This window comes from Salmonella sp. SG203, from assembly GCF_013350575.1.
Classification (GTDB): Bacteria; Pseudomonadota; Gammaproteobacteria; order Enterobacterales; family Enterobacteriaceae; genus Salmonella; species Salmonella enterica.
In genome coordinates this window covers 1-17,419 of the sequence record NZ_SNMT01000043.1, presented here as the reverse complement: position 1 = coordinate 17,419, position 17,419 = coordinate 1, and the positions used below count along the sequence as shown (strand labels likewise).

20 protein-coding genes and 4 pseudogenes are annotated in these 17,419 nt (G+C 47.1%); 19 read left to right on the top strand and 5 right to left on the bottom strand.

Annotation, left to right across the window (positions count from 1 at the left end):
• The 6 genes and pseudogenes from HV477_RS26975 to HV477_RS26950 all read left to right on the top strand — a co-directional run.
• Nucleotides 1-292, top strand: a 292-nt coding sequence (locus HV477_RS26975; protein ID WP_217487898.1) for a hypothetical protein, incomplete at its 5' end; no start/stop codon positions are given.
• A 325-nt stretch (nt 293-617) separates the two neighbouring features.
• Complete coding sequence (locus HV477_RS26970) at nt 618-1,082, top strand: isoprenylcysteine carboxylmethyltransferase family protein (protein WP_175065657.1); 465 nt, start codon at nt 618-620, stop codon at nt 1,080-1,082.
• A 223-nt stretch (nt 1,083-1,305) separates the two neighbouring features.
• Nucleotides 1,306-1,515 (top strand): annotated as a pseudogene (locus HV477_RS26965) (VapC toxin family PIN domain ribonuclease); the annotation flags it as partial.
• Between the two features lie 279 nt (nt 1,516-1,794).
• Nucleotides 1,795-2,460, top strand: a pseudogene (locus tag HV477_RS26960) (IS256 family transposase); the annotation flags it as partial.
• Nucleotides 2,457-2,858: a cell envelope integrity TolA C-terminal domain-containing protein gene (locus tag HV477_RS26955; RefSeq protein ID WP_175065656.1), complete on the top strand. Its 402-nt coding sequence runs from the start codon at nt 2,457-2,459 to the stop codon at nt 2,856-2,858. The pseudogene HV477_RS26960 and the gene HV477_RS26955, both read left to right, overlap by 4 nt.
• A gap of 154 nt (nt 2,859-3,012) precedes the next feature.
• Nucleotides 3,013-3,360, top strand: a complete 348-nt coding sequence (locus HV477_RS26950; RefSeq protein WP_175065655.1) for a phage tail tape measure protein — start codon at nt 3,013-3,015, stop codon at nt 3,358-3,360.
• A 30-nt stretch (nt 3,361-3,390) separates the two neighbouring features.
• On the opposite strand, the gene HV477_RS26945 is transcribed toward HV477_RS26950, so the two are convergent.
• Together HV477_RS26945 and HV477_RS26940 are read right to left on the bottom strand one after the other, a co-directional pair.
• Nucleotides 3,391-3,807 carry a type II toxin-antitoxin system HigA family antitoxin gene (locus HV477_RS26945; protein ID WP_175065654.1) on the bottom strand — a complete coding sequence of 139 codons (417 nt, stop codon included), beginning with the start codon at nt 3,805-3,807 and terminating at the stop codon, nt 3,391-3,393.
• Nucleotides 3,807-4,121, bottom strand: coding sequence for a type II toxin-antitoxin system HigB family toxin (locus HV477_RS26940; RefSeq protein WP_175065653.1), 315 nt, complete (start codon nt 4,119-4,121; stop codon nt 3,807-3,809). Before HV477_RS26940 ends, HV477_RS26945 begins: the two co-directional genes overlap by 1 nt.
• Nucleotides 4,122-4,314: 193 nt before the next feature.
• Here HV477_RS26940 and HV477_RS29165 point away from each other — a divergent pair, with 193 nt between their 5' ends.
• The 5 genes and pseudogenes from HV477_RS29165 (at nt 4,315) to HV477_RS26910 (ending at nt 7,040) form a co-directional block, all read left to right on the top strand.
• Nucleotides 4,315-4,536, top strand: coding sequence for a phage tail protein (locus HV477_RS29165; RefSeq protein ID WP_175065660.1), 222 nt, complete (start codon nt 4,315-4,317; stop codon nt 4,534-4,536).
• Nucleotides 4,537-4,771: 235 nt separating this feature from the next.
• Nucleotides 4,772-5,896, top strand: coding sequence for a porin OmpC (gene ompC, locus HV477_RS26925; protein ID WP_175065651.1), 1,125 nt, complete (start codon nt 4,772-4,774; stop codon nt 5,894-5,896).
• A 156-nt stretch (nt 5,897-6,052) separates the two neighbouring features.
• A pseudogene (locus HV477_RS26920) lies at nt 6,053-6,250 on the top strand (phage minor tail protein L); the annotation flags it as partial.
• Between the two features lie 52 nt (nt 6,251-6,302).
• The gene (locus HV477_RS26915) at nt 6,303-6,548 is read left to right on the top strand and encodes a DUF4376 domain-containing protein (RefSeq protein ID WP_375372888.1); all 246 of its coding nucleotides are present in this window, start codon (nt 6,303-6,305) and stop codon (nt 6,546-6,548) included.
• Between the two features lie 129 nt (nt 6,549-6,677).
• The gene (locus HV477_RS26910) at nt 6,678-7,040 is read left to right on the top strand and encodes a DUF1353 domain-containing protein (RefSeq protein WP_175065650.1); all 363 of its coding nucleotides are present in this window, start codon (nt 6,678-6,680) and stop codon (nt 7,038-7,040) included.
• 1,582 nt (nt 7,041-8,622) lie between these two features.
• Here HV477_RS26910 and HV477_RS26905 read toward each other — a convergent pair.
• Nucleotides 8,623-8,871, bottom strand: coding sequence for a hypothetical protein (locus HV477_RS26905; RefSeq protein ID WP_175065649.1), 249 nt, complete (start codon nt 8,869-8,871; stop codon nt 8,623-8,625).
• A 676-nt stretch (nt 8,872-9,547) separates the two neighbouring features.
• The gene (locus tag HV477_RS26900) at nt 9,548-9,976 is read right to left on the bottom strand and encodes a molybdopterin-binding protein (protein WP_175065648.1); all 429 of its coding nucleotides are present in this window, start codon (nt 9,974-9,976) and stop codon (nt 9,548-9,550) included.
• Nucleotides 9,977-10,269: 293 nt separating this feature from the next.
• Here HV477_RS26900 and HV477_RS26895 point away from each other — a divergent pair, with 293 nt between their 5' ends.
• The 5 genes from HV477_RS26895 to HV477_RS26875 all read left to right on the top strand — a co-directional run bounded on the left by HV477_RS26895 (nt 10,270) and on the right by HV477_RS26875 (nt 14,169).
• On the top strand, nt 10,270-10,926 hold the full coding sequence (locus HV477_RS26895; RefSeq protein ID WP_175065647.1) for a transcriptional regulator: 657 nt from the start codon (nt 10,270-10,272) through the stop codon (nt 10,924-10,926).
• Nucleotides 10,927-10,976: 50 nt separating this feature from the next.
• Entirely contained in the window at nt 10,977-11,939 is a 963-nt protein-coding gene (locus HV477_RS26890) for a sugar phosphate isomerase/epimerase (protein ID WP_175065646.1), read from the top strand.
• An 8-nt stretch (nt 11,940-11,947) separates the two neighbouring features.
• Nucleotides 11,948-12,319, top strand: a complete 372-nt coding sequence (locus HV477_RS26885; RefSeq protein WP_309224892.1) for a RidA family protein — start codon at nt 11,948-11,950, stop codon at nt 12,317-12,319.
• A 36-nt stretch (nt 12,320-12,355) separates the two neighbouring features.
• Nucleotides 12,356-13,675 (top strand): MFS transporter, encoded by a 1,320-nt coding sequence (locus tag HV477_RS26880; protein ID WP_175065644.1) that lies wholly within the window; start codon nt 12,356-12,358, stop codon nt 13,673-13,675.
• Nucleotides 13,676-13,878: 203 nt separating this feature from the next.
• Entirely contained in the window at nt 13,879-14,169 is a 291-nt protein-coding gene (locus HV477_RS26875) for a hypothetical protein (RefSeq protein ID WP_175065643.1), read from the top strand.
• Nucleotides 14,170-14,358: 189 nt separating this feature from the next.
• On the opposite strand, the gene HV477_RS26870 is transcribed toward HV477_RS26875, so the two are convergent.
• Nucleotides 14,359-14,847 (bottom strand): cytoplasmic protein, encoded by a 489-nt coding sequence (locus tag HV477_RS26870; protein ID WP_175065642.1) that lies wholly within the window; start codon nt 14,845-14,847, stop codon nt 14,359-14,361.
• 252 nt (nt 14,848-15,099) lie between these two features.
• On the opposite strand from HV477_RS26870, the gene HV477_RS26865 reads away from it, so the two are divergent.
• The 3 genes and pseudogenes from HV477_RS26865 to HV477_RS26855 all read left to right on the top strand — a co-directional run.
• On the top strand, nt 15,100-16,215 hold the full coding sequence (locus tag HV477_RS26865; protein ID WP_175065641.1) for a DNA-binding protein: 1,116 nt from the start codon (nt 15,100-15,102) through the stop codon (nt 16,213-16,215).
• Nucleotides 16,216-16,300: 85 nt separating this feature from the next.
• On the top strand, nt 16,301-17,062 hold the full coding sequence (locus HV477_RS26860; protein ID WP_175065659.1) for a 3'-5' exonuclease: 762 nt from the start codon (nt 16,301-16,303) through the stop codon (nt 17,060-17,062).
• A gap of 25 nt (nt 17,063-17,087) precedes the next feature.
• Nucleotides 17,088-17,324: pseudogene (locus HV477_RS26855) on the top strand (hypothetical protein); the annotation flags it as partial.
• Nucleotides 17,325-17,419 lie beyond the last annotated feature (95 nt).

Sequence of the window (17,419 nt, the reverse complement as noted above, 5' to 3'; positions counted from 1 at the left end):
GAACCGGATGGCGCTGAAGCGGTGGTGTGACTCCCCGGAGCATCGCCGTCAGCTGCGGGAGATATGCCGTGGCACGGTGCCGTTCATGCTGCCGCCGGAAGCGGGGCGGGACCTGGCATGGCGGCGTGAGGCATGGGCGCATCTGGAACGGGTGTACCCGGAGACGCTGAAGCAACTGCTGTCGTTGTCGGGAGGAAAGGAATTGAGCCATCAGGCTGTCCGGGGAGAACGGTATGCCGGCGCGGTGCTGTACAGCCTGCTGAAAGAATGGCTGGAAGAGTACGGAGAGTGACGCTTCGGCAGCCAGTTCTGCGCGCTGTTTACAATGCGGCTCAATCAGGGGCCAGAAAAGAACCTGTTCAGGGATTTGTATATCTGCCTGATTTTGATGTGTTCAGGCAGGTTAACTTATGGAATAAAAACGCCGACAGGCTCTCATAACATGAGCCGGAAGTATTCTTCGGTAATGTTACCGGGTGGTCTCGCTCAGTGGTAATATGCACCTTGTAAAGGAGATATCCTGCTGTGAGCGAAACATCATTTGTTGATTTATCCTGAACGGGTTATTCATCGCTGTGTAAGTGTCATCACCAGGAGCCCGGGGGCAGCCTGTAGCCATGCGTAATTTACTGAGAAAATTAAGAGTATGGTTTCCGCCACCAGTTATCCTGGTACTATTCCTCGCCGCAGATGCGGCGACGATGATCCCGCGTTTTACTTTCAGGGTGGTGAATACCACGTTAAGCGCATTGCTGGCTATTGCCAGTCTGGCGGTGATACTGCATACCGTGTGGCAGATGTGGATGAAACGCACGACACTGAACCCGCTTCACGCAGAAAAATCGACCACGCTTGTTACCGGCGGATGTTACGCCTGGAGTCGCAACCCGATCTATCTTGGAATGAGTGGACTCCAGTCGGCCTTTGCTCTCTGCATCGGTAGCTTCGCCGGGATACTGGCGGTACCGCTTTTTATGCTGGTAATTGCCAGATTGCATATCGATTTTGAAGAGGAACAATTGCGAAAACATTTCGGGCTGGAATGGGAACATTATGAACGGCAGGTTCGTCGTTGGTTATAGTAATATCCGGCGGTTGTGAAAATATTTTGAATAACTTCTGAGCTGAAAGGGATGCGGTGTATCATATGCGGGTTGCAATCAGGATTGCTGAAGGAGCTTGTTTAGGATTTTGTGTAAATGCCTTTTCTCAATAGTGACCGTCCAGGCGGTCACCGAACCCGATAATAAAGCGGCTCATCGCCATACGCCAGTCCTTCAGCGGCATTGTCCATTTCTGTGAGGCCGCCCCGATGCCATCCTGCCCTGGGATCGCGCCGCGGTGGATGCGACCACGGAGATTAAGGTGGCGCTGCGCCTCGCCGGCACGCCGATCGGCCCGAACGACACGGCGATCGCCGGGCACGCCATCGCCGCCGGCACCGTGCTGGTGACAAACAATATGAGGGAGTTTGAGAGGGTGCCGGGGCTGAGTCTGGAAGACCGGGTAAAGTAGCAGCGAAGAATTGCAGGGTACTGACGTCCGCTTTGTGTCCAGGCTGTGTCAAAAACGGACGTCGGCTGAATTGAAAGTGCGTGCGCGCATCGGTGCCGATCATGATTTCGCCAAACCACGATCGATTCAGATGCCATTTTGCAGTATCAGTAACATCGATGCAGATCATCAAATAACAGAATGGGTCAAAAGTGATCCTAATAAATGTTATTCAGCGATCCTGCTAAGTGTTATTAGCCGGTCTTCGGTAATGTTATTGGGGGATCTCACTCAGTGGTAATACGCAACAAGTCCGTTTATCTGGCCCTGGGGATTAACCTTCAGGGGGAGAAAGAACTGTCAGGGCTGTGGATAGCCAAAAATGAAGGGGCTAAATTCTGGCTGTCGGTTATGACCGAACTTAAAAACTGCGGATTACAGGATATTTTCATCGCCTGCTGTGACGGTCTCAAAGGCTTTCCTGAAGCCATAGAAGCTGTTTATCCGCAGACGCAGGTGCAGCTATGTCTGGTGCACCAGGTCCGGCACTCACTGCGTTATGCTGGCTGGAAAGAGCGTAAAGCTGTGGCCGCAGATCTGCGCGCTATTTATCTGGAAGCAACAGAGCACGCGCTGGAGGCTTTCTCCGCCAGATGGGATGATAAGTACCCAACCATCAGCCAGTCCTGGCGAAACAACCAGGAACGACTGATAGTCATTTTTGATTTTGCGCCGGAGATCCGCAAGGCTATCTATACGACTAATGCGATAGAGTCGCTGAATGGCTCGCTACGCAAAATCACGAAGACACGGCGGGTATTCCCGACGGATGAATCAGTGTTGAAACTGCTGTACCTTGCGCTACACAATATCTCGGCAAAATGGACGATGCCGATCCAGAACTGGAAACTCGCAATGAGCAGGATTGACTACCACGGACCGAAAGGTCAAGGAGAGAGATTATGAGAGTACTTATGTCGCTACCGTTTATTATGGCTTTAACAGGATGTGTGCAAAAACATGAGATATCCGAGCCTTTATCAATAACCTGTCTACCCTCTAACAAAGTTTCTGTCCGCTACTATGATAATCCTGACAAAAATATGGATGAGACAGCTTATAGAGCGAAAATCAACCAGATTATTTCATCAAAAATATACAATCCATCGTTATATAAAGGTCAGCAATGTACAGCGATACTTAATGCCAGGAATAAGATTGCATCGGTGGAAAGTGGTGATGTGAGAATTTGTTCTGCTTTGTTATACGCAATAGCCTCTTCATCGTTTCCCTCAGTACCTGCCGGGGTTCATGAACAGGATGCAAATGCTTTAATGAATATATCTGTTATTGTTAAGTTTTAAGGTCGGTTCTCACGTTATTTTTAGAAAGCGAATCATAGAGACCTGAAATCGTCTGTCTTAGTCCCCTGGGAGTACACCATCCGGAGCATATACTTCGGCAGCGGCAAACCTTCATTTTGCAAAAGGCGGTACTGTTTATTCTCCTGATCTCAGCATGTATAGCGGTCAAATTCCGACTAAACCGACGTTCTTCAAGTTTGCTCATGGCGGTGGTGTGGCAGGTGAAACCGGACCTGAAGCTATTCTCCCGCTGGCGCGTGACAGTCGCGGTTACATGGGAGTGCGTCTGGCTGATAAAGGAGGGAAACAGCAGCTTCCCCCGATCCAGATCACCGTGACGCAACACATTGACCAGCGAGGAACGGACCAGAAAGACCAGGCGGCAGCGCAGCGCAATCACCAGCAACTGACAAAAATGATGAGTGACATGATTGGCATAAAGATAAACCAGACCCTGGATAACGCCATGAGGCCTGGTGGAAAACTGGCAGTGGTGCGCTGATGCTGGCGGCGCACCCGTCGTAGCAGGAGGTCAGTCGATAAACAAAGCGGGAGACAGGTCAAATCGTGATGCCAATTTTTTGATATGGTTGACGCTGAGATTGCGCTTTCCGTTCAGTACACGGGACACCATTGATTTGGACCCGATTTCGTTCTGGAAATCAGAAGTGGTAAGGCCGTGCTGATCCATGAGTGTACGGAGCATTGCAATACCCGCAGGAATGGAGTTCATTTCTTCCCGAAGTGTAACAATTTCAGCCTGATTGTCTTCGTAGGTACGAATTCGGGCGCAGACGATATCCAGTAACGGACTACAGGGATTTTCCATTAACAGATGTTCGACAAGTTCCAGAGCCTCTTCATAGTCCTTATCGTCGGGACTATCCCCAAGAAGTGGAACGGCAGCTATAAGGGCATTAGTCGCTTTAAGGGCATCGGCAACGATCATTATCTTTTCCCCTTTGTGCGGTGTTGGGAAGTAAACCTGTCATACTCACTATGATTGAATACGTGGCGAACATAAAATTTCTGACTTTCGAAAAAAATAATCACAATAATTCTTAGATGATTATTTGCAATATCAATAACATAATGCTTATCCAGATATTTAAAATTATCCAGTGATGGATAGATTTTTTTCAGTGCGTCAGGTGACGGACAGTTACCCTTTTCTATGTTTCTGCCGAACTGTAAAAGTTCTTTTCTATACTGAGGGTGTCTGCGAACAGCCTCATGGATTGCTTTCATAGAAATAAGGTGCATTGAGTTTATTCCATTCGCTATGTTTAAATATAATACCCTAAGTTGCCATTATGTCAACTTAGGGTATCGGATTTGTGAGGATATCAATGAAAACACTGGACTGGCCTGTAGACCAGACCTTGCAGGTGAAGGTTGCGCCACGCGTCAGAGTAGTCAAATTCGGGGACGGATACGAACAGCGTGCGCCGGATGACTGAATACTGACCTGCGGATCTACACCGTAAAATTCAGCGCAGAATCAGCCGATATTAATATTATTGACCAGTTCCTGACGGAACATGCCGGGTATAAGGCGTTTATCTGGCTGCCGCCGGATCGCTACATAACGAGAAAGTTTAAGTATGCAGAGTGGAGCAAGGAGGTTAGCGGCCTGTGGGACACGCTGACGGCGACGTTTGAGCAGGTAATAGCATGAACACTGTGGCAGGAATATTTACATAAGGGAATTTCGTTTTATGTGATCTATATGCCAGAAAATTTATTAGCAGTGTTTATTTGTGATAACATTAATTAATTTACTTAATTTGATAACATTATTTACATTTAGAGATGGTTAGGCTCTATTTTTTGTTTATCTGCCTACAATTTCATATGCATGTCCATTAATGACAACATCTGACGTGGATAATTCAATAACAAAGGATAAAAATATGAAAAAGTATGTGGTGGCATTATCTTCAGTAGCAATGGCAGTAATGTTGGCGACGACAGCGCAGGCTGCTGAAATCTACAATAAAGACGGAAATAAACTCGATCTTTATGGGAAGGTTGACGGGTTGCATTATTTCTCAAAGGATAAATCGCAGGACGGCGACCAGACCTATATGCGTTTAGGCTTCAAAGGTGAAACGCAGATTAACGACAACCTGACTGGTTATGGTCAATGGGAATATCAGATTCAGGGAAATCAGCCTGAATCAACGAATAAGTCCAAAACACGTCTGGCATTTGCTGGACTGAAATTCGGTGATTATGGTTCATTCGATTATGGTCGTAACTACGGCGTTCTGTACGACGTGGAAGGCTGGACCGATATGTTACCGGAGTTTGGTGGTGATTCTTATACAAACGCTGATAACTTTATGACAGGACGCGCTAACGGAGTGGCGACCTATCGCAACACTGATTTCTTCGGATTAATCGATGGCCTGAATTTTGCCCTGCAATATCAGGGTAAAAATGGTGGAACAAACGAAACTAACAATGGCAGAGATGTGAAGAGCCAGAATGGTGATGGCTTTGGCTTATCTGCGGTGTATAACATTGATGGATTCAGTGCTGGTACCGCTTATACTAACTCAGATCGTACAAATGCACAGCAGTCCGAGACTTACAATAATGGTAAACGGGCTGAAGCGTGGACGGCGGGTCTGAAATACGACGCAAACAATGTTTATCTGGCTGCTATGTATGCACGCACCCGTAATATGACGTGGGTTGCTATTGGTAAAGACAGCCGAATTGGTAAAGATCGTGGATTGGAGAAGGATTCTGGTGCGTTTACCAATAAAACAGACAACTGGGAAGTTGTTGCACAGTATCAGTTCGATTTTGGTTTGCGTCCTTCAGTTGCTTACCTGCAATCCAGGGCTCGGGACACCGGATATGGTGATTTCGATCTGGTGAAATATACTGATATTGGTGCAACCTATAGCTTTAATAAAAACATGTCCGCATATGTTGATTATAAAATCAATCTGCTGAATAAAAAGCACAATCCGGCAGGTCTGCCTACCGACGACATTGTGGCTACAGGTCTGGTTTATCAGTTCTGACAGAACTGATAATTCAGAGGCAGACAGAATTTTTAACCCTCATTCTGTCTGCACCACGAAGTACTTAACTTTCATTTTATTTAAGCCTTTTAATGTTTTGTTCCTTTATTATTAATTTCGGACGCCTCATGGCGTCCTTTTTTATGGGTGAACACCATGCAGGACATACCCCAGGATACCCTGAACGAAACCACCAGAGCGGAACAGTCCGCAAGACCGGATTTGTGGGAGTTCGATTTAACCGCGATTGGCGGTGAGCGTTACTTCTTCTGTAACGAGGCGAACGAAAAAGGCGAGCCGTTAACCTGGCAGGGGAGGCAATACGAACCGTACCCGATACAGACACAGGATTTTGTTTGACTATAACGGCCACAGATGGGATTACGGCAAGTCCACGCAGGACAGAATGAGTATCTCACTGGTGATGGCAAAACGTAATGCACTGCCGGAGGGGGGTGCCTGGATGGACGGCGAAAATAACATTGTTCCGATGGATAACGCCGGACTGATAGCGCTGGCGGAGGCGATTGAGCAGGCGATGTTTGAAAAGGGGATGCAGATAAACCAGCGCCAGTTACAGATGAAGGCGGAAGTGGAATTCCTAACCATGCTGGAGGCTGTAAGGTCTTATATGGTTGGCTGGCCGGGCTGACATGACCTGACTGGCCGAAAGGGAATTAAAAAAAGTGGGTGCAGCACAACGAAACACCCGAAAAAGATATCCAGGAAATAAAGATTGTCGAAACCCTTCTTTTATCATACAGGTAGAGTCGTAATTACCATGAGTCGTTTCACAACTCCGGCAATTCTGGAAATGCTGGATCATTACTTATGGCGCGTATACGAACCTTTCGAATTTTACCTCAGTGACGTAATCAATGTACCAGCCGGATTTGTCACTGACCTTGCCAGTGTGCCGCGCATATTCTGGTCACTGATGCCGCCTGACGGGCGATATGCTAAAGCAGCGATCATCCATGATTACCTGTACGACAACGCGCTACGCACGAAGCGGGAAGTCGATCGGATATTCCTGGACGGAATGACGGTGCCGGGTGTGCCGAAATGGAAACGGACGGTGATGTATTGGGCGGTAAGGCTGTTTGGGCGAGGGAAGTATGGGAATAGCATAAAGGTAGTGTGAAGTGTAGTGCCTGGCATTGCTATGCGTATTCTACCCCCTACCAGAGGAATGATACTTCGCCAGACACTACAGGCTATTTATGCAGCTTTCTGGTGGAGAGATCAAGCACAGCTATCAAAATAATGACAAACAAAAATATAACACCAGTCCCCAACATAATAAGTATTGTTTTACTCATGAACCCACCAAAAAAAGAGGGGCGTCGGATCACACCCCCATCAAAAATATCTACGAAAATAATATTAACGATATCCGTACAGGGAAGGTGTACTGATATCAGCACTGTTTTTTCATACTCAGCAGATGCAGGTCAAGCCAGAAAAATGTATTGGTCTTATGAGATTAAGTGATAGGTGTGACACCCGACAACGTGAAAGATTACCTGGAACACGTTGGGTCGTGTATTCGGGCGTCACTATCCATTTATGACAGAAATTATAACGAATCGCAACAGAACGCGGAGAGATTTAAAGCATTATCAAAAATATTGTTCTGTCAGGATAACTATGGTATTACGCAAAAAAGTGGGGCTGCTTGTGGAGCCCCGACAGGGGCAGGATTATGACTGGCACTTTATAGTGCTCTTTGTTCATATTTACTTGCGTAGGCAGGTAATAAATGTCAATAAAAAAATAAGGTTGTCTGGGTGAAACATGTAGTCGATTACACAAAGGAGAAAACATAAAAAATGGGGCCATCAGACCCCAAAATAACAGTTACATAGAGACAAGGAAGTTCAGTATCTTTATTTCATACATAGTGAGTGAAAAACTATGAGACGTTTCACAACCCCTGCAATTCTGAAAATGCCGGGCTATTATCTGTGGCGCGTACACAACCTCTTCGGGTTTTAGTTAAGCGACGACAACAGCGACGTGATCGAAATGCCAACAAGATTCGTTACCGACCTTGCCATCATCCCCTCATATCCTGGACATTTATGCCTACAGTTTAAGTGTATTGGGCGGTAGGTGCGGCTGTTTGAGAGGAGAGTGTACCAAAAACGGCTATTGTTAAAAAGAACGGGTACTTTAGGTACCCGTTATCGATAAAGGCAACTGGTTATGTTTTATAGGTATGAGGTTATTTCACATCTTCGCCGTATATTTATTTCATAACCAGATTATAAAAAACCTTGATAGATTTCACATCTTCTGATATTCAGTATTCAGAAATCGATTATAATAACAAGCGATATCATAATAATAATTATTTCGAACACAGGGCACCCTATACAGACAGGGGAGTGACGCCCATGAGCGCAGTGGAAGGAGGCTCAGATCATCCTTGCAGGCGTCACAATACGGTTATGTGATTATAATGATTGTTATAATCACTCGATGTTTGTTGTTGTTTTGTTATTGGCAGGATTTATTTGTTATGTATTCAGATAACAGAAGTCAATATTGATTATTCGCTTTTGCTGAATGTGCCCAGCGAACCTTCCCTGGACTCCCCGACATTGTGGAGTATGATGTCAAACGTACCAACCAGGACAACCACAATACAGACGACCTGAACTGCAGGCATCAACCATCTAAAAATCAGGAACGGAAGGATTTCGGACAGGTATCCTGACTTTTTAAAAAACGGAATCTTCTTCAACATAATCAGGTCTGTTGGCGACATCTGCACGTTTGAAAGTGAACACGATCATGGCAGAAATGAGAAGTATTGAGCGTACAACAACTTTCATAATTAATACTTTGGAATAAAGTACAGGATAAAAAAATGGTGCCGCTTTCAAAGCCCCCTGTTGCAATATGGATAGATGTCCGGCACCTGTAGGTGCTCTCTGAGTGGTAAACCAGGTGCCTGAAATGTTTTTCACGTATGCAGCGGGTAAATGTCAACAAAAAAAGAAGGGGCTGTTCTCAAGCCCCCAGCATAACGTAAGTCGTCAAAGTCATTGTTATATAGTAGCGGACTCTCGCTTTCACACTAAAACAATTATTATATGACACAACTGGCTGGATTTTAACGTTGACTCGAATCACATATTAGCGTGTTAACTAAAAGCATTGGTGGGGTGTGGCATCCGGTGAACCTGTAGGAATCCCATAACTGACTGAGGACGAGAAACCACCAGACGCCACGGAGATGTTATGGCGTATGCTGCATGGGGAAGTCAAATCGTTAGCTTGTCGCGTCAGAGTACAGTAGAAACTGGTTGGTGGTTGATATACAGATGTAGTTTATTGGGTTGGGGAATAGTGGAAGTTAAATAGTAAAAAGTCGTTCGAAATGATGCGCTAAACTGTTGAATTGTATGTGGCAGAAAGTCGTTATTTGTGGTCTGATATCGCAAATTTTTTGTACTAAAATCAATGGTAATTTGTTGATTTTAAAATAAAATTCACCAGGCGAGTTAGCAATGAGCCAGTTTATGCTGATGTATGGAGAGCGGGTACCCCAGTGATGCTGCAGCCGTTTACACAGAAAATTTCACAGTCTCGGCGGTTGTGAAATATTTTGAATAACTTCTGAGCTGAAAGGGATGCGGTGTATCATGTGCGGGTTGCAATCAGGATTGCTGAAGCCTTAATTAACGCAATGACACGGCTGTCGACAGCCAGTTTCATCTCATGCTGGCTTTCATTGGTGATTGCCGCCACCAGTTCAAAACCAGTGTCCGTGAAGATGTGCACTGTTGTGTTAACCGCGCCTTCCATGACCTGAGTAACCCGACCGGCAAACTGGTTACGGGCCGAGAATTTCAGTCCGCAGTCTTCAGTTGCCAGAGTCACCCATGATGCTTTGATCAGCGCGATGACATCCTTGCCCTCTTTCAGCTCCAGCGTTTCTGTGCTGTTGTGGGTGACGATGGCCACGAGCCTGGTGCCGCCGGTGAGAGTTAGCTCAATTTCATCATTCACTGCGCCGCCTGCAACAGAGCTTATTTTTCCTGGTAACTGGTTACGCGAAGATATTGCCATGATGCCTCCTTTCTGTTGAATTCTGAATTTTACAGACTATACCAGATTTGTACATTTCTATCTCCTGAAAAACCAGGAGATTCAGTAGCGTAACAGACAGGTACTCAGTCTGACGAATATCAGCAGCTGTCCGACATAACTGCCACCCTGCCATTACCTCATTTGCAAAGCGTGTTGTTCAAAATGTGATCAGGTACATATATCAACTTATAGTTGATTGTTATGCTTGTTTAAGCATTAAAGTAAAATCATAGTTGATATTTTTGATGATAATACGGCAGAGGCTGGCTTATATGCTCGAATCGGACAAACGAATACTGGAGTCGTGGCGTTCAGTGGCCGGGATGTTGGGACGACTACTGGGGAAACAGTGTGAGGCTGTTCTGCACTCCCTGGAAGATTTACAGCACTCTGTCATTTTCATTGTGAACGGCAATATCACTGGCCGTAGTGTAGGTTCTCCTATTACAAATACTGCTCTGACCATGCTCCAGAGAATTCAGGAGGAAAATACCGATGTAACCGAAGCTTATTTTACCCGCAGTCCTGACGGACACAGGATGCGTTCAATTACCTGTGCGATCCGTGGCGGGTCGGGTGAGGTGATAGGATTGCTGTGTGTCAACCTTGATATTGACATTTCATTATGTCAGTTCATGCAGGAGTTGCTGCCTCCCCAGATTGATGAAAGGAAACAACAGGATGAAGTGTTTGCTCAGAGTGTGGATGAACTGGTGAAAGAAACAGTGACGGCTGTACGTAATGATATCATGAACGATCCTGCTGTCAGTCCGTCCGCCAGAAACCGGAAAATAATTTTAAAGCTACATGAACAGGGGCTCTTTGAATTAAAAGATGCCGTAATCATCATTGCCGGTATGCTGAATATATCCAGACATACGGTATATTTACATCTCAGAAACTTTAAGAATAAAACTCACAATTCTTAGATTTGTCTCTTACGTTAACAAAAATAAATCCTGAATGTCAGGGAGGTTTTATGAAAATAGGTCTCGAAACTGAGTCCTGCCATCTCCTTTTCCAGAATGGCCTGATGAATATTTTTGATTTTATCCGGTATACATGGGAGCTGGGGCTTGATGGCGTGGAAATAAATATTATCCCGGATCACAACCTCCATCCTGAACTGGGATGTCTGGATGGTGATGATGATGTTTACTTACGGAGAGTCCGGCAGGCTATTGAGTATTATGGTCTGTACTGTGAAATTGATACAAGACTGACAGAACCGACATTACTGGAGAGGGCACTGCGTATTGCTCATAAACTGAATGCAGATGTTATCCGGACTTATATTAATAAAGGAGAATACAGTCAGAAATCAATGAATCAGGCTGTGGAGGATATAAACTCAGTTGTTCCTTTACTGAAAAAATACAGGATTAAACTGGGAATTGAAAATCATGAATATGAAACCAGTGATGAAATAATAGATATTATCAAAGAAATTGACAGTAGCTGGGTTGGTGCTCACTGTGATATCGGGAATGCAATGATGGCATGGGAAGATCCTGTTGAAGCGGTAAGAAAGCTGGCGCCCTATACCGTTTCCACGCATTTTAAGGATCATATTATTTGTCTCCATGATGATACTCCTGTTGTCACAGGGGTTCCTGTCGGAGAGGGAAGTATTGATACAGAAGAGTGTTTCAGGATTCTGGTTGAAGATTCCATGGTAACCCGTATTAATATTGAAACCTGTTTTCCTTACTCTTCAACATTTGACAGAGTCAGGGGGACCGGGGGTGTCAGCGATTTCTCTGCAGCTTTTAAAATAAAACCACCTCCATTTCCGACAGATATTATAAAACCCCTTGATTACTATTATCCCCATCAGATATCAGATGAAGCACTAAAACTTCTTATCAATGCCCAGCGTAATTGTGTGAGTCAGTCAGCACAGGCAGTAAAAATTTTAAGAAGTAAATATTGTGGAGAATAAACATGAATGTGATAATTAACTCATCTGATGCCCCCGCGGCAGTGGGACCCTATGTACAGGCCGTTAAAGCAAATGGATTCATTTTTGTCTCCGGTTGTATTCCGCTTGAACCGGAAACAAACACGCTCTGTCCGGGGGGAATAAAAGAACAAACCCGGAGAGTAATGATGAATCTGCAGGCTGTCCTGAACACTGACGGGTTGACATTCAGTCATATAGTCAAGACAACCTGTTTCATCCGTAAAATGAATGAGTTCCCGGAATTTAATGAGGTCTATGCGTCATTTTTTAATGGTCAGTTTCCTGCCCGTTCCTGTATTGAGGTATGCCGGTTACCCAGGGACGCGCTTGTTGAAATAGAAGCAATTGTCAGTCAGTAAAAATCAGACAGTGACACAGCATACAGGATAAAAATTATGGCCAGTTCAAAAGTAAAAGAGAGGACTCATGTTAATAAATGGGTTCAGCTTTCTTTCCTGATACTTGGTGGCGGTACAATTTATAAAATTTCAAGTATAAAGGATGTTTTTTATGTTCCCATGCAGCATGACTGGGGACTGACAAATACGCAGATAGGACTCGGTTTTACATTTTATGCTATAGCCCAGACTCTGGGGTACTTCCTGTCAATGTATCTTACAGATCGTTTTTCTAAAAAATATCTTCTTCCCACTGGATTACTGGGGGTGGCTGCCTGCGGACTTTACCTGAGTTCGCTTCCTTCATTCAGTGGTTATGTGATCGCTTTTGCATTTCTGGCTATTTTCGGGGAGGTGATTTACTGGCCTTCGCTACTGAAGGCGGTAAGGCTGTTAGGGAATAAAGAAGAACAGGGACGTCTTTTTGGTTTCCTGGAAGCAGGAAGAGGTGTGGTGGATGTTATTATTGCATCAGGCGCTTTGGGGGTTTTTGTCTGGTTTGGCGAAGGAAAGGAAGGGATGCAGGCGGGTATTATTTATTATACCCTCGTCACAGCAATTGTGGGGATTATTACCTGGTTCCTGCTGGATGATTCAGACAGCATTAACAATACGGCAGGGAAGAATAATGCCAATAAATTAATTTTTGAAGGGATAAAATATGTTGTCAGAGACAGTAAAACCTGGCTGGCAGCATTTGTTATATTTTTTGTCTATTCCACCTACACTGGCCTCACTTATTTCATTCCTTTTCTCAAAGAAATTTATGGATTGCCTGTAGCGCTTGTCGGAGCATATGGAATTATCAATCAGTACGGTCTGAAAATGGTGGGGGGACCAGTTGGTGGGCTGATTACGGATAAGATATTTAAATCTCCAACAAAGTATCTCCGGTTCACATTTATACTTGCTGCAGTTTATATTTTCATTTTTACTTTATTGCCACATCAGTCAATAAATGTTTATCTGGGAATGCTGATAACTCTGAGTGTGGGGGCTATTATTTTTACTCAGCGCGCTGTTTTCTTTGCGCCAATGGAGGAGATTAATACACCCCGGGCGTTTGCCGGTTCAGCTATGGCGGTAGGATGCCTGATTGGTTACCTCCCGTCTATGTTCGGATTTGCACTGTACGGGCATTTACTGGACACCTATCCGGGAATGGATGGGTTCAGATATGTATTTTACATCATGTCAGTCTTCAGTCTTTGTGGTTTTATATGTGCCTCCATACTGGCCAGAAAGATTGGTTCTGGTAACGGAGAACAACAGGCAGAACAGACTCCATCTCAGCGGACTGACGAAAGAAGTGCATGATTGACCTCCGACCATTCGCGATGTACCAGTACTGTGGCAAAGTATGGGGGTATCCGGTATGTATGACCGCATAATTGAGGTCTCTCTGTAGTGTGCCGGGCATGCTCAGCAGCCAGCCCGGGGCCCCCTGTCCAGCCTGATGGTGGTGAAAGACTGGCGAAGCGCAAGGTGCGCTGACCGCTGTGCAGAAGTGAGCAGAGGGCATGTTACGCCTCCGGGACCTTCACGCCACTGCCGAATTACCGGACTTGTTGGCTCAGGAAACAGATGCGAATGTGGCACCTCTGGCGTTTCTTATGGACGTTGCAGACCAGCTTCCACTCTTTTACCGGATGATGGAAATAGTAACCGACGATGAAATTAATCAACTCTGTGAGCAACGTCCAGGTTTGTACCGTTTTGCGAAAATGCCGGAACGGGTTGCCGAAGGTATCCGGTCCGTGGCAATTAAAGTCCCTCCGGTTTGCGCAAGTCATGAACCGCCAGCGCAATGACCCTGTCGGGGGGCTTGATGAGATCTACCCTGTTCTTATCTGCGGTAACGGGCAAAACTTTTACCGCCGGCACCGCTTTGCTGAGAAGCATTATTCCCGGGCCATGCGCTGAGGGAAGTGCCTGCGTACAGGGTTATTTTTGAATGCGATAATGCTGACGTATGCGTACATTAGCATTAAATATGATATTTAATCACTCTTATTTTTCCGGTTATTCTGTTTTTTGCGGTAATCCCGCTTCACCCTGTCAATATTTTTCAGGACGCCCTGCCAGTGGTCCTTCGCCTGCTGGCTGTACTGCGCCGCAACGGCCGCGATAATGTCAGGAGCACTGTCATGGCTGCGGTGCATGCGTCCCTTCTGGCCAAAGATATCGACAATAATGTTCTGGCTTCCCTGTCTGTCGAAAAGATGAAAGCACAGACGTCTCACCACGAGCGGCGTGTAGTCCAGACCGGACTCATCAGCGATTTCGAAGAAGAAGTACAGCATTTCATACGTTTTGTAGCGTTTGACGGCCGCACTGAGTCTGGCCGCCCGTTGCGGTGCTTCCCATGTGTCATCCCTGTATTTACGCAGTTCTGCCTGGTAGTCAGCTGCCAGGTCTTCCTCTGTATACCGGTGGTGCCTGAAAAAGTATTCCCTGGCCCGTTCGACGACTGATTCATCCTGCGGCATGTCTGTCTCTGGTTAATTCTAACGTATGCGTACATTAGCATTAACATCAGTACCCGGCAAGGGGGGGCGTGCATCTTACCTGTGGTGCATCCCGTCCCGGCTCCGGAAATGCTATGCCAGCAATTCGACCGGCGGTGCGCTGTCCTGGTGTCCTTTTTCGCTACCCTGTCACGTCTTTAGTTTGTTTATTAGTTTATTTGTTGGTTTGTTTGTGTATAATATAAGCATACCCCTTTATGTGGAGACTGACAGATGCGTCCGGCGACATACGAACCAGAACAGATTATTGAAGCAGGGCTGGCCCTGCAGGCTGAAGGACGGAATATCACCGGGTTCGCGCTGCGTAACCAGGTGGGGGGCGGCAATCCGACACGTCTCCGCCAGATATGGGACGAATACCAGGCATCACAGAGCACGGTCGTCACTGAACCCTTTGCCGAGCTCCCCGTGGAGGTGGCTGAAGAAGTGAAGGCCGTCTCAGCCGCGCTGTCCGAACGCATCACCCAGCTGGCGACCGAACTGAATGACAAGGCTGTCCGGGCTGCAGAACGCCGCGTTGCGGAAGTCACGCGCGCTGCCGGTGAACAGACCGCACAGGCAGAGCGGGAGCTGGCCGACGCTGCACAGACGGTCAACGACCTGGAAGAAAAACTGGATGAACTGCAGGACGGATATGACCGGCTGACGCTGGCGCTGGAATCAGAACGTTCACTGCGTCAGCAACAGGATGTGGAGATGGCCCAGCTGAAAGAGCGTCTTGCGGCCGCTGAAGATAATGCCCGGCTGCGCGAGGAACGTCACCTGGAGCAGAAGACAAGCCTGCAGGATGCACTGAGTAAGGAACAGGCACAACACAAAGCCACACGGGAAGACCTGCAGAAACGACTGGAGCAAATTTCTGCCGAAGCTAATGCGCGTACAGAAGAACTGAAGTCTGAACGCGATAAAGTCAATTCTCTACTTACCCGTCTTGAATCGCAGGAAAATGCGCTGGCCGCAGAACGTCAGCAGCATCAGGCCACCCGCGAGACACTGCAGCAGCGCCTCGAGCAGGCCGTCGCTGATGCACAGGCGCGCGCCGGGGAGCTTGCGCTTGAGCGTGACAGAGTCAGCAGCCTCACAGCAAGGCTGGAATCGCAGGAAAAAGCCTCCTCGGAGCAACTGGTGCGAATGGGCAGTGAAATAGCCAGTTTGACAGATCGCTGCACGCAGCTGGAAAATCAGCGTGATGATGCCCGTCTGGAGACGATGGGGGAGAAAGAAACGGTCGCGGCACTGCGCGGTGAGGCTGAATCCCTGAAGCGTCAGAACCAGTCACTGATGGCGGCGCTTTCAGGCAATAAACAGACCGGTGACCAGAATGCGTGATGATGACAATTCAGACGCCTGTGATGAAGCGCCCCGGGCGGAGGAAAAATGCTACACCAAAGGGCGGCTTCGGGATGAGTTCAGGATGAAGCCAGCCCCCGGTGCTGAACCGCTCAGAATGTACAAAAGTCCTTACGGCGGGAAATACGGCGTATGGCGGCTGGCTGACTGCGTACCGATGCGGGCGAAACGCCCTCAGACAGAAAAACAGCGGCTGGCCAGCACACGTCTGGGCCTTCAGGCCCGGATGAAGAGTGAGCGTGGCAGGTTCGCCATGCTGGCACATACCTGGTTAGCGCTGGACCCCGTCTTCCTCGATACTGAAACGACCGGACTTGATGCCGGCGCGCAGGCGCTGGAAATCGGTCTGGTGAATGCCCGCGGTGAGAGGATATTTGAGACCCGCCTTAAACCCACTGTCGACATCGATCCGGCAGCAATTGCAGTACACGGTATCAGTGACGATGATCTGGTCAGTGCGCCATTTTGGCCCGATATTGCGCAGCAGCTGCAGCACCATATCGGCCGGCACCCGCTGGTTATTTTCAATGCTGAGTTTGATACGCGGATTCTGAAGCAGACAGCGGCAGCGCATAACGACCGTGCCAGCTGGCTGGACTCTCTGACGGTGTACTGCGCCATGCGACTTGCAGCGGGGTATTACGGCCCCACCAATCGTTACGGTACCATATCGCTTTCCGGCGCTGTCAGTCAGGCTGGGCTGAGCTGGGCCGGGGAGGCACATTCCGCCGTTACTGACGCCGTTATGACGGCTCGGGTGGTAAACAATATTGCCGGATACTGGCGTGAGCTCCAGTGTGAAATGAATGATGGCGCAGGGAGATAACGCTGCTCTCTGGCTGGTCTGACAGTTGCAGGTATTAATTCAGGAGTCTGGAATGGAAAATATGATGAAAACAATGCATGAGCTTTTCCCCATGCGAACAGTAGTGATCGAACAGTCTCTGGATATGTTTGGCGTCAAACGAAATGAGGACGGGACGTTACTCTTCCCCCGTCACTCCGATAAACGTTTTCCAATTGCACGAATCCGTAAGCGACTGGCGGCTTATGGCTGGCGAGGCGAACGCCTGAATAAGCAACTGTCTTGAACGTTATTTTTATGGAGCAACGTGATGATACGATTCATTCCATTCTTCGTTCTTTCTGAGCATCGCATTCAGGATAGTCAGCAGCTTGCGCA

Coding starts and splice junctions, on each gene's coding strand:
- HV477_RS26970 (WP_175065657.1), top strand. CDS start 618: ATGCGTAATTTACTGAGAAAATTAAGAGTATGGTTTCCGCCACCAGTT.
- HV477_RS26955 (WP_175065656.1), top strand. CDS start 2,457: ATGAGAGTACTTATGTCGCTACCGTTTATTATGGCTTTAACAGGATGT.
- HV477_RS26950 (WP_175065655.1), top strand. CDS start 3,013: ATGTATAGCGGTCAAATTCCGACTAAACCGACGTTCTTCAAGTTTGCT.
- HV477_RS26945 (WP_175065654.1), bottom strand. CDS start 3,807: ATGATCGTTGCCGATGCCCTTAAAGCGACTAATGCCCTTATAGCTGCC.
- HV477_RS26940 (WP_175065653.1), bottom strand. CDS start 4,121: ATGCACCTTATTTCTATGAAAGCAATCCATGAGGCTGTTCGCAGACAC.
- ompC (WP_175065651.1), top strand. CDS start 4,772: ATGAAAAAGTATGTGGTGGCATTATCTTCAGTAGCAATGGCAGTAATG.
- HV477_RS26915 (WP_375372888.1), top strand. CDS start 6,303: ATGAGTATCTCACTGGTGATGGCAAAACGTAATGCACTGCCGGAGGGG.
- HV477_RS26910 (WP_175065650.1), top strand. CDS start 6,678: ATGAGTCGTTTCACAACTCCGGCAATTCTGGAAATGCTGGATCATTAC.
- HV477_RS26900 (WP_175065648.1), bottom strand. CDS start 9,976: ATGGCAATATCTTCGCGTAACCAGTTACCAGGAAAAATAAGCTCTGTT.
- HV477_RS26895 (WP_175065647.1), top strand. CDS start 10,270: ATGCTCGAATCGGACAAACGAATACTGGAGTCGTGGCGTTCAGTGGCC.
- HV477_RS26890 (WP_175065646.1), top strand. CDS start 10,977: ATGAAAATAGGTCTCGAAACTGAGTCCTGCCATCTCCTTTTCCAGAAT.
- HV477_RS26880 (WP_175065644.1), top strand. CDS start 12,356: ATGGCCAGTTCAAAAGTAAAAGAGAGGACTCATGTTAATAAATGGGTT.
- HV477_RS26875 (WP_175065643.1), top strand. CDS start 13,879: ATGTTACGCCTCCGGGACCTTCACGCCACTGCCGAATTACCGGACTTG.
- HV477_RS26870 (WP_175065642.1), bottom strand. CDS start 14,847: ATGCCGCAGGATGAATCAGTCGTCGAACGGGCCAGGGAATACTTTTTC.
- HV477_RS26865 (WP_175065641.1), top strand. CDS start 15,100: ATGCGTCCGGCGACATACGAACCAGAACAGATTATTGAAGCAGGGCTG.
- HV477_RS26860 (WP_175065659.1), top strand. CDS start 16,301: ATGAAGCCAGCCCCCGGTGCTGAACCGCTCAGAATGTACAAAAGTCCT.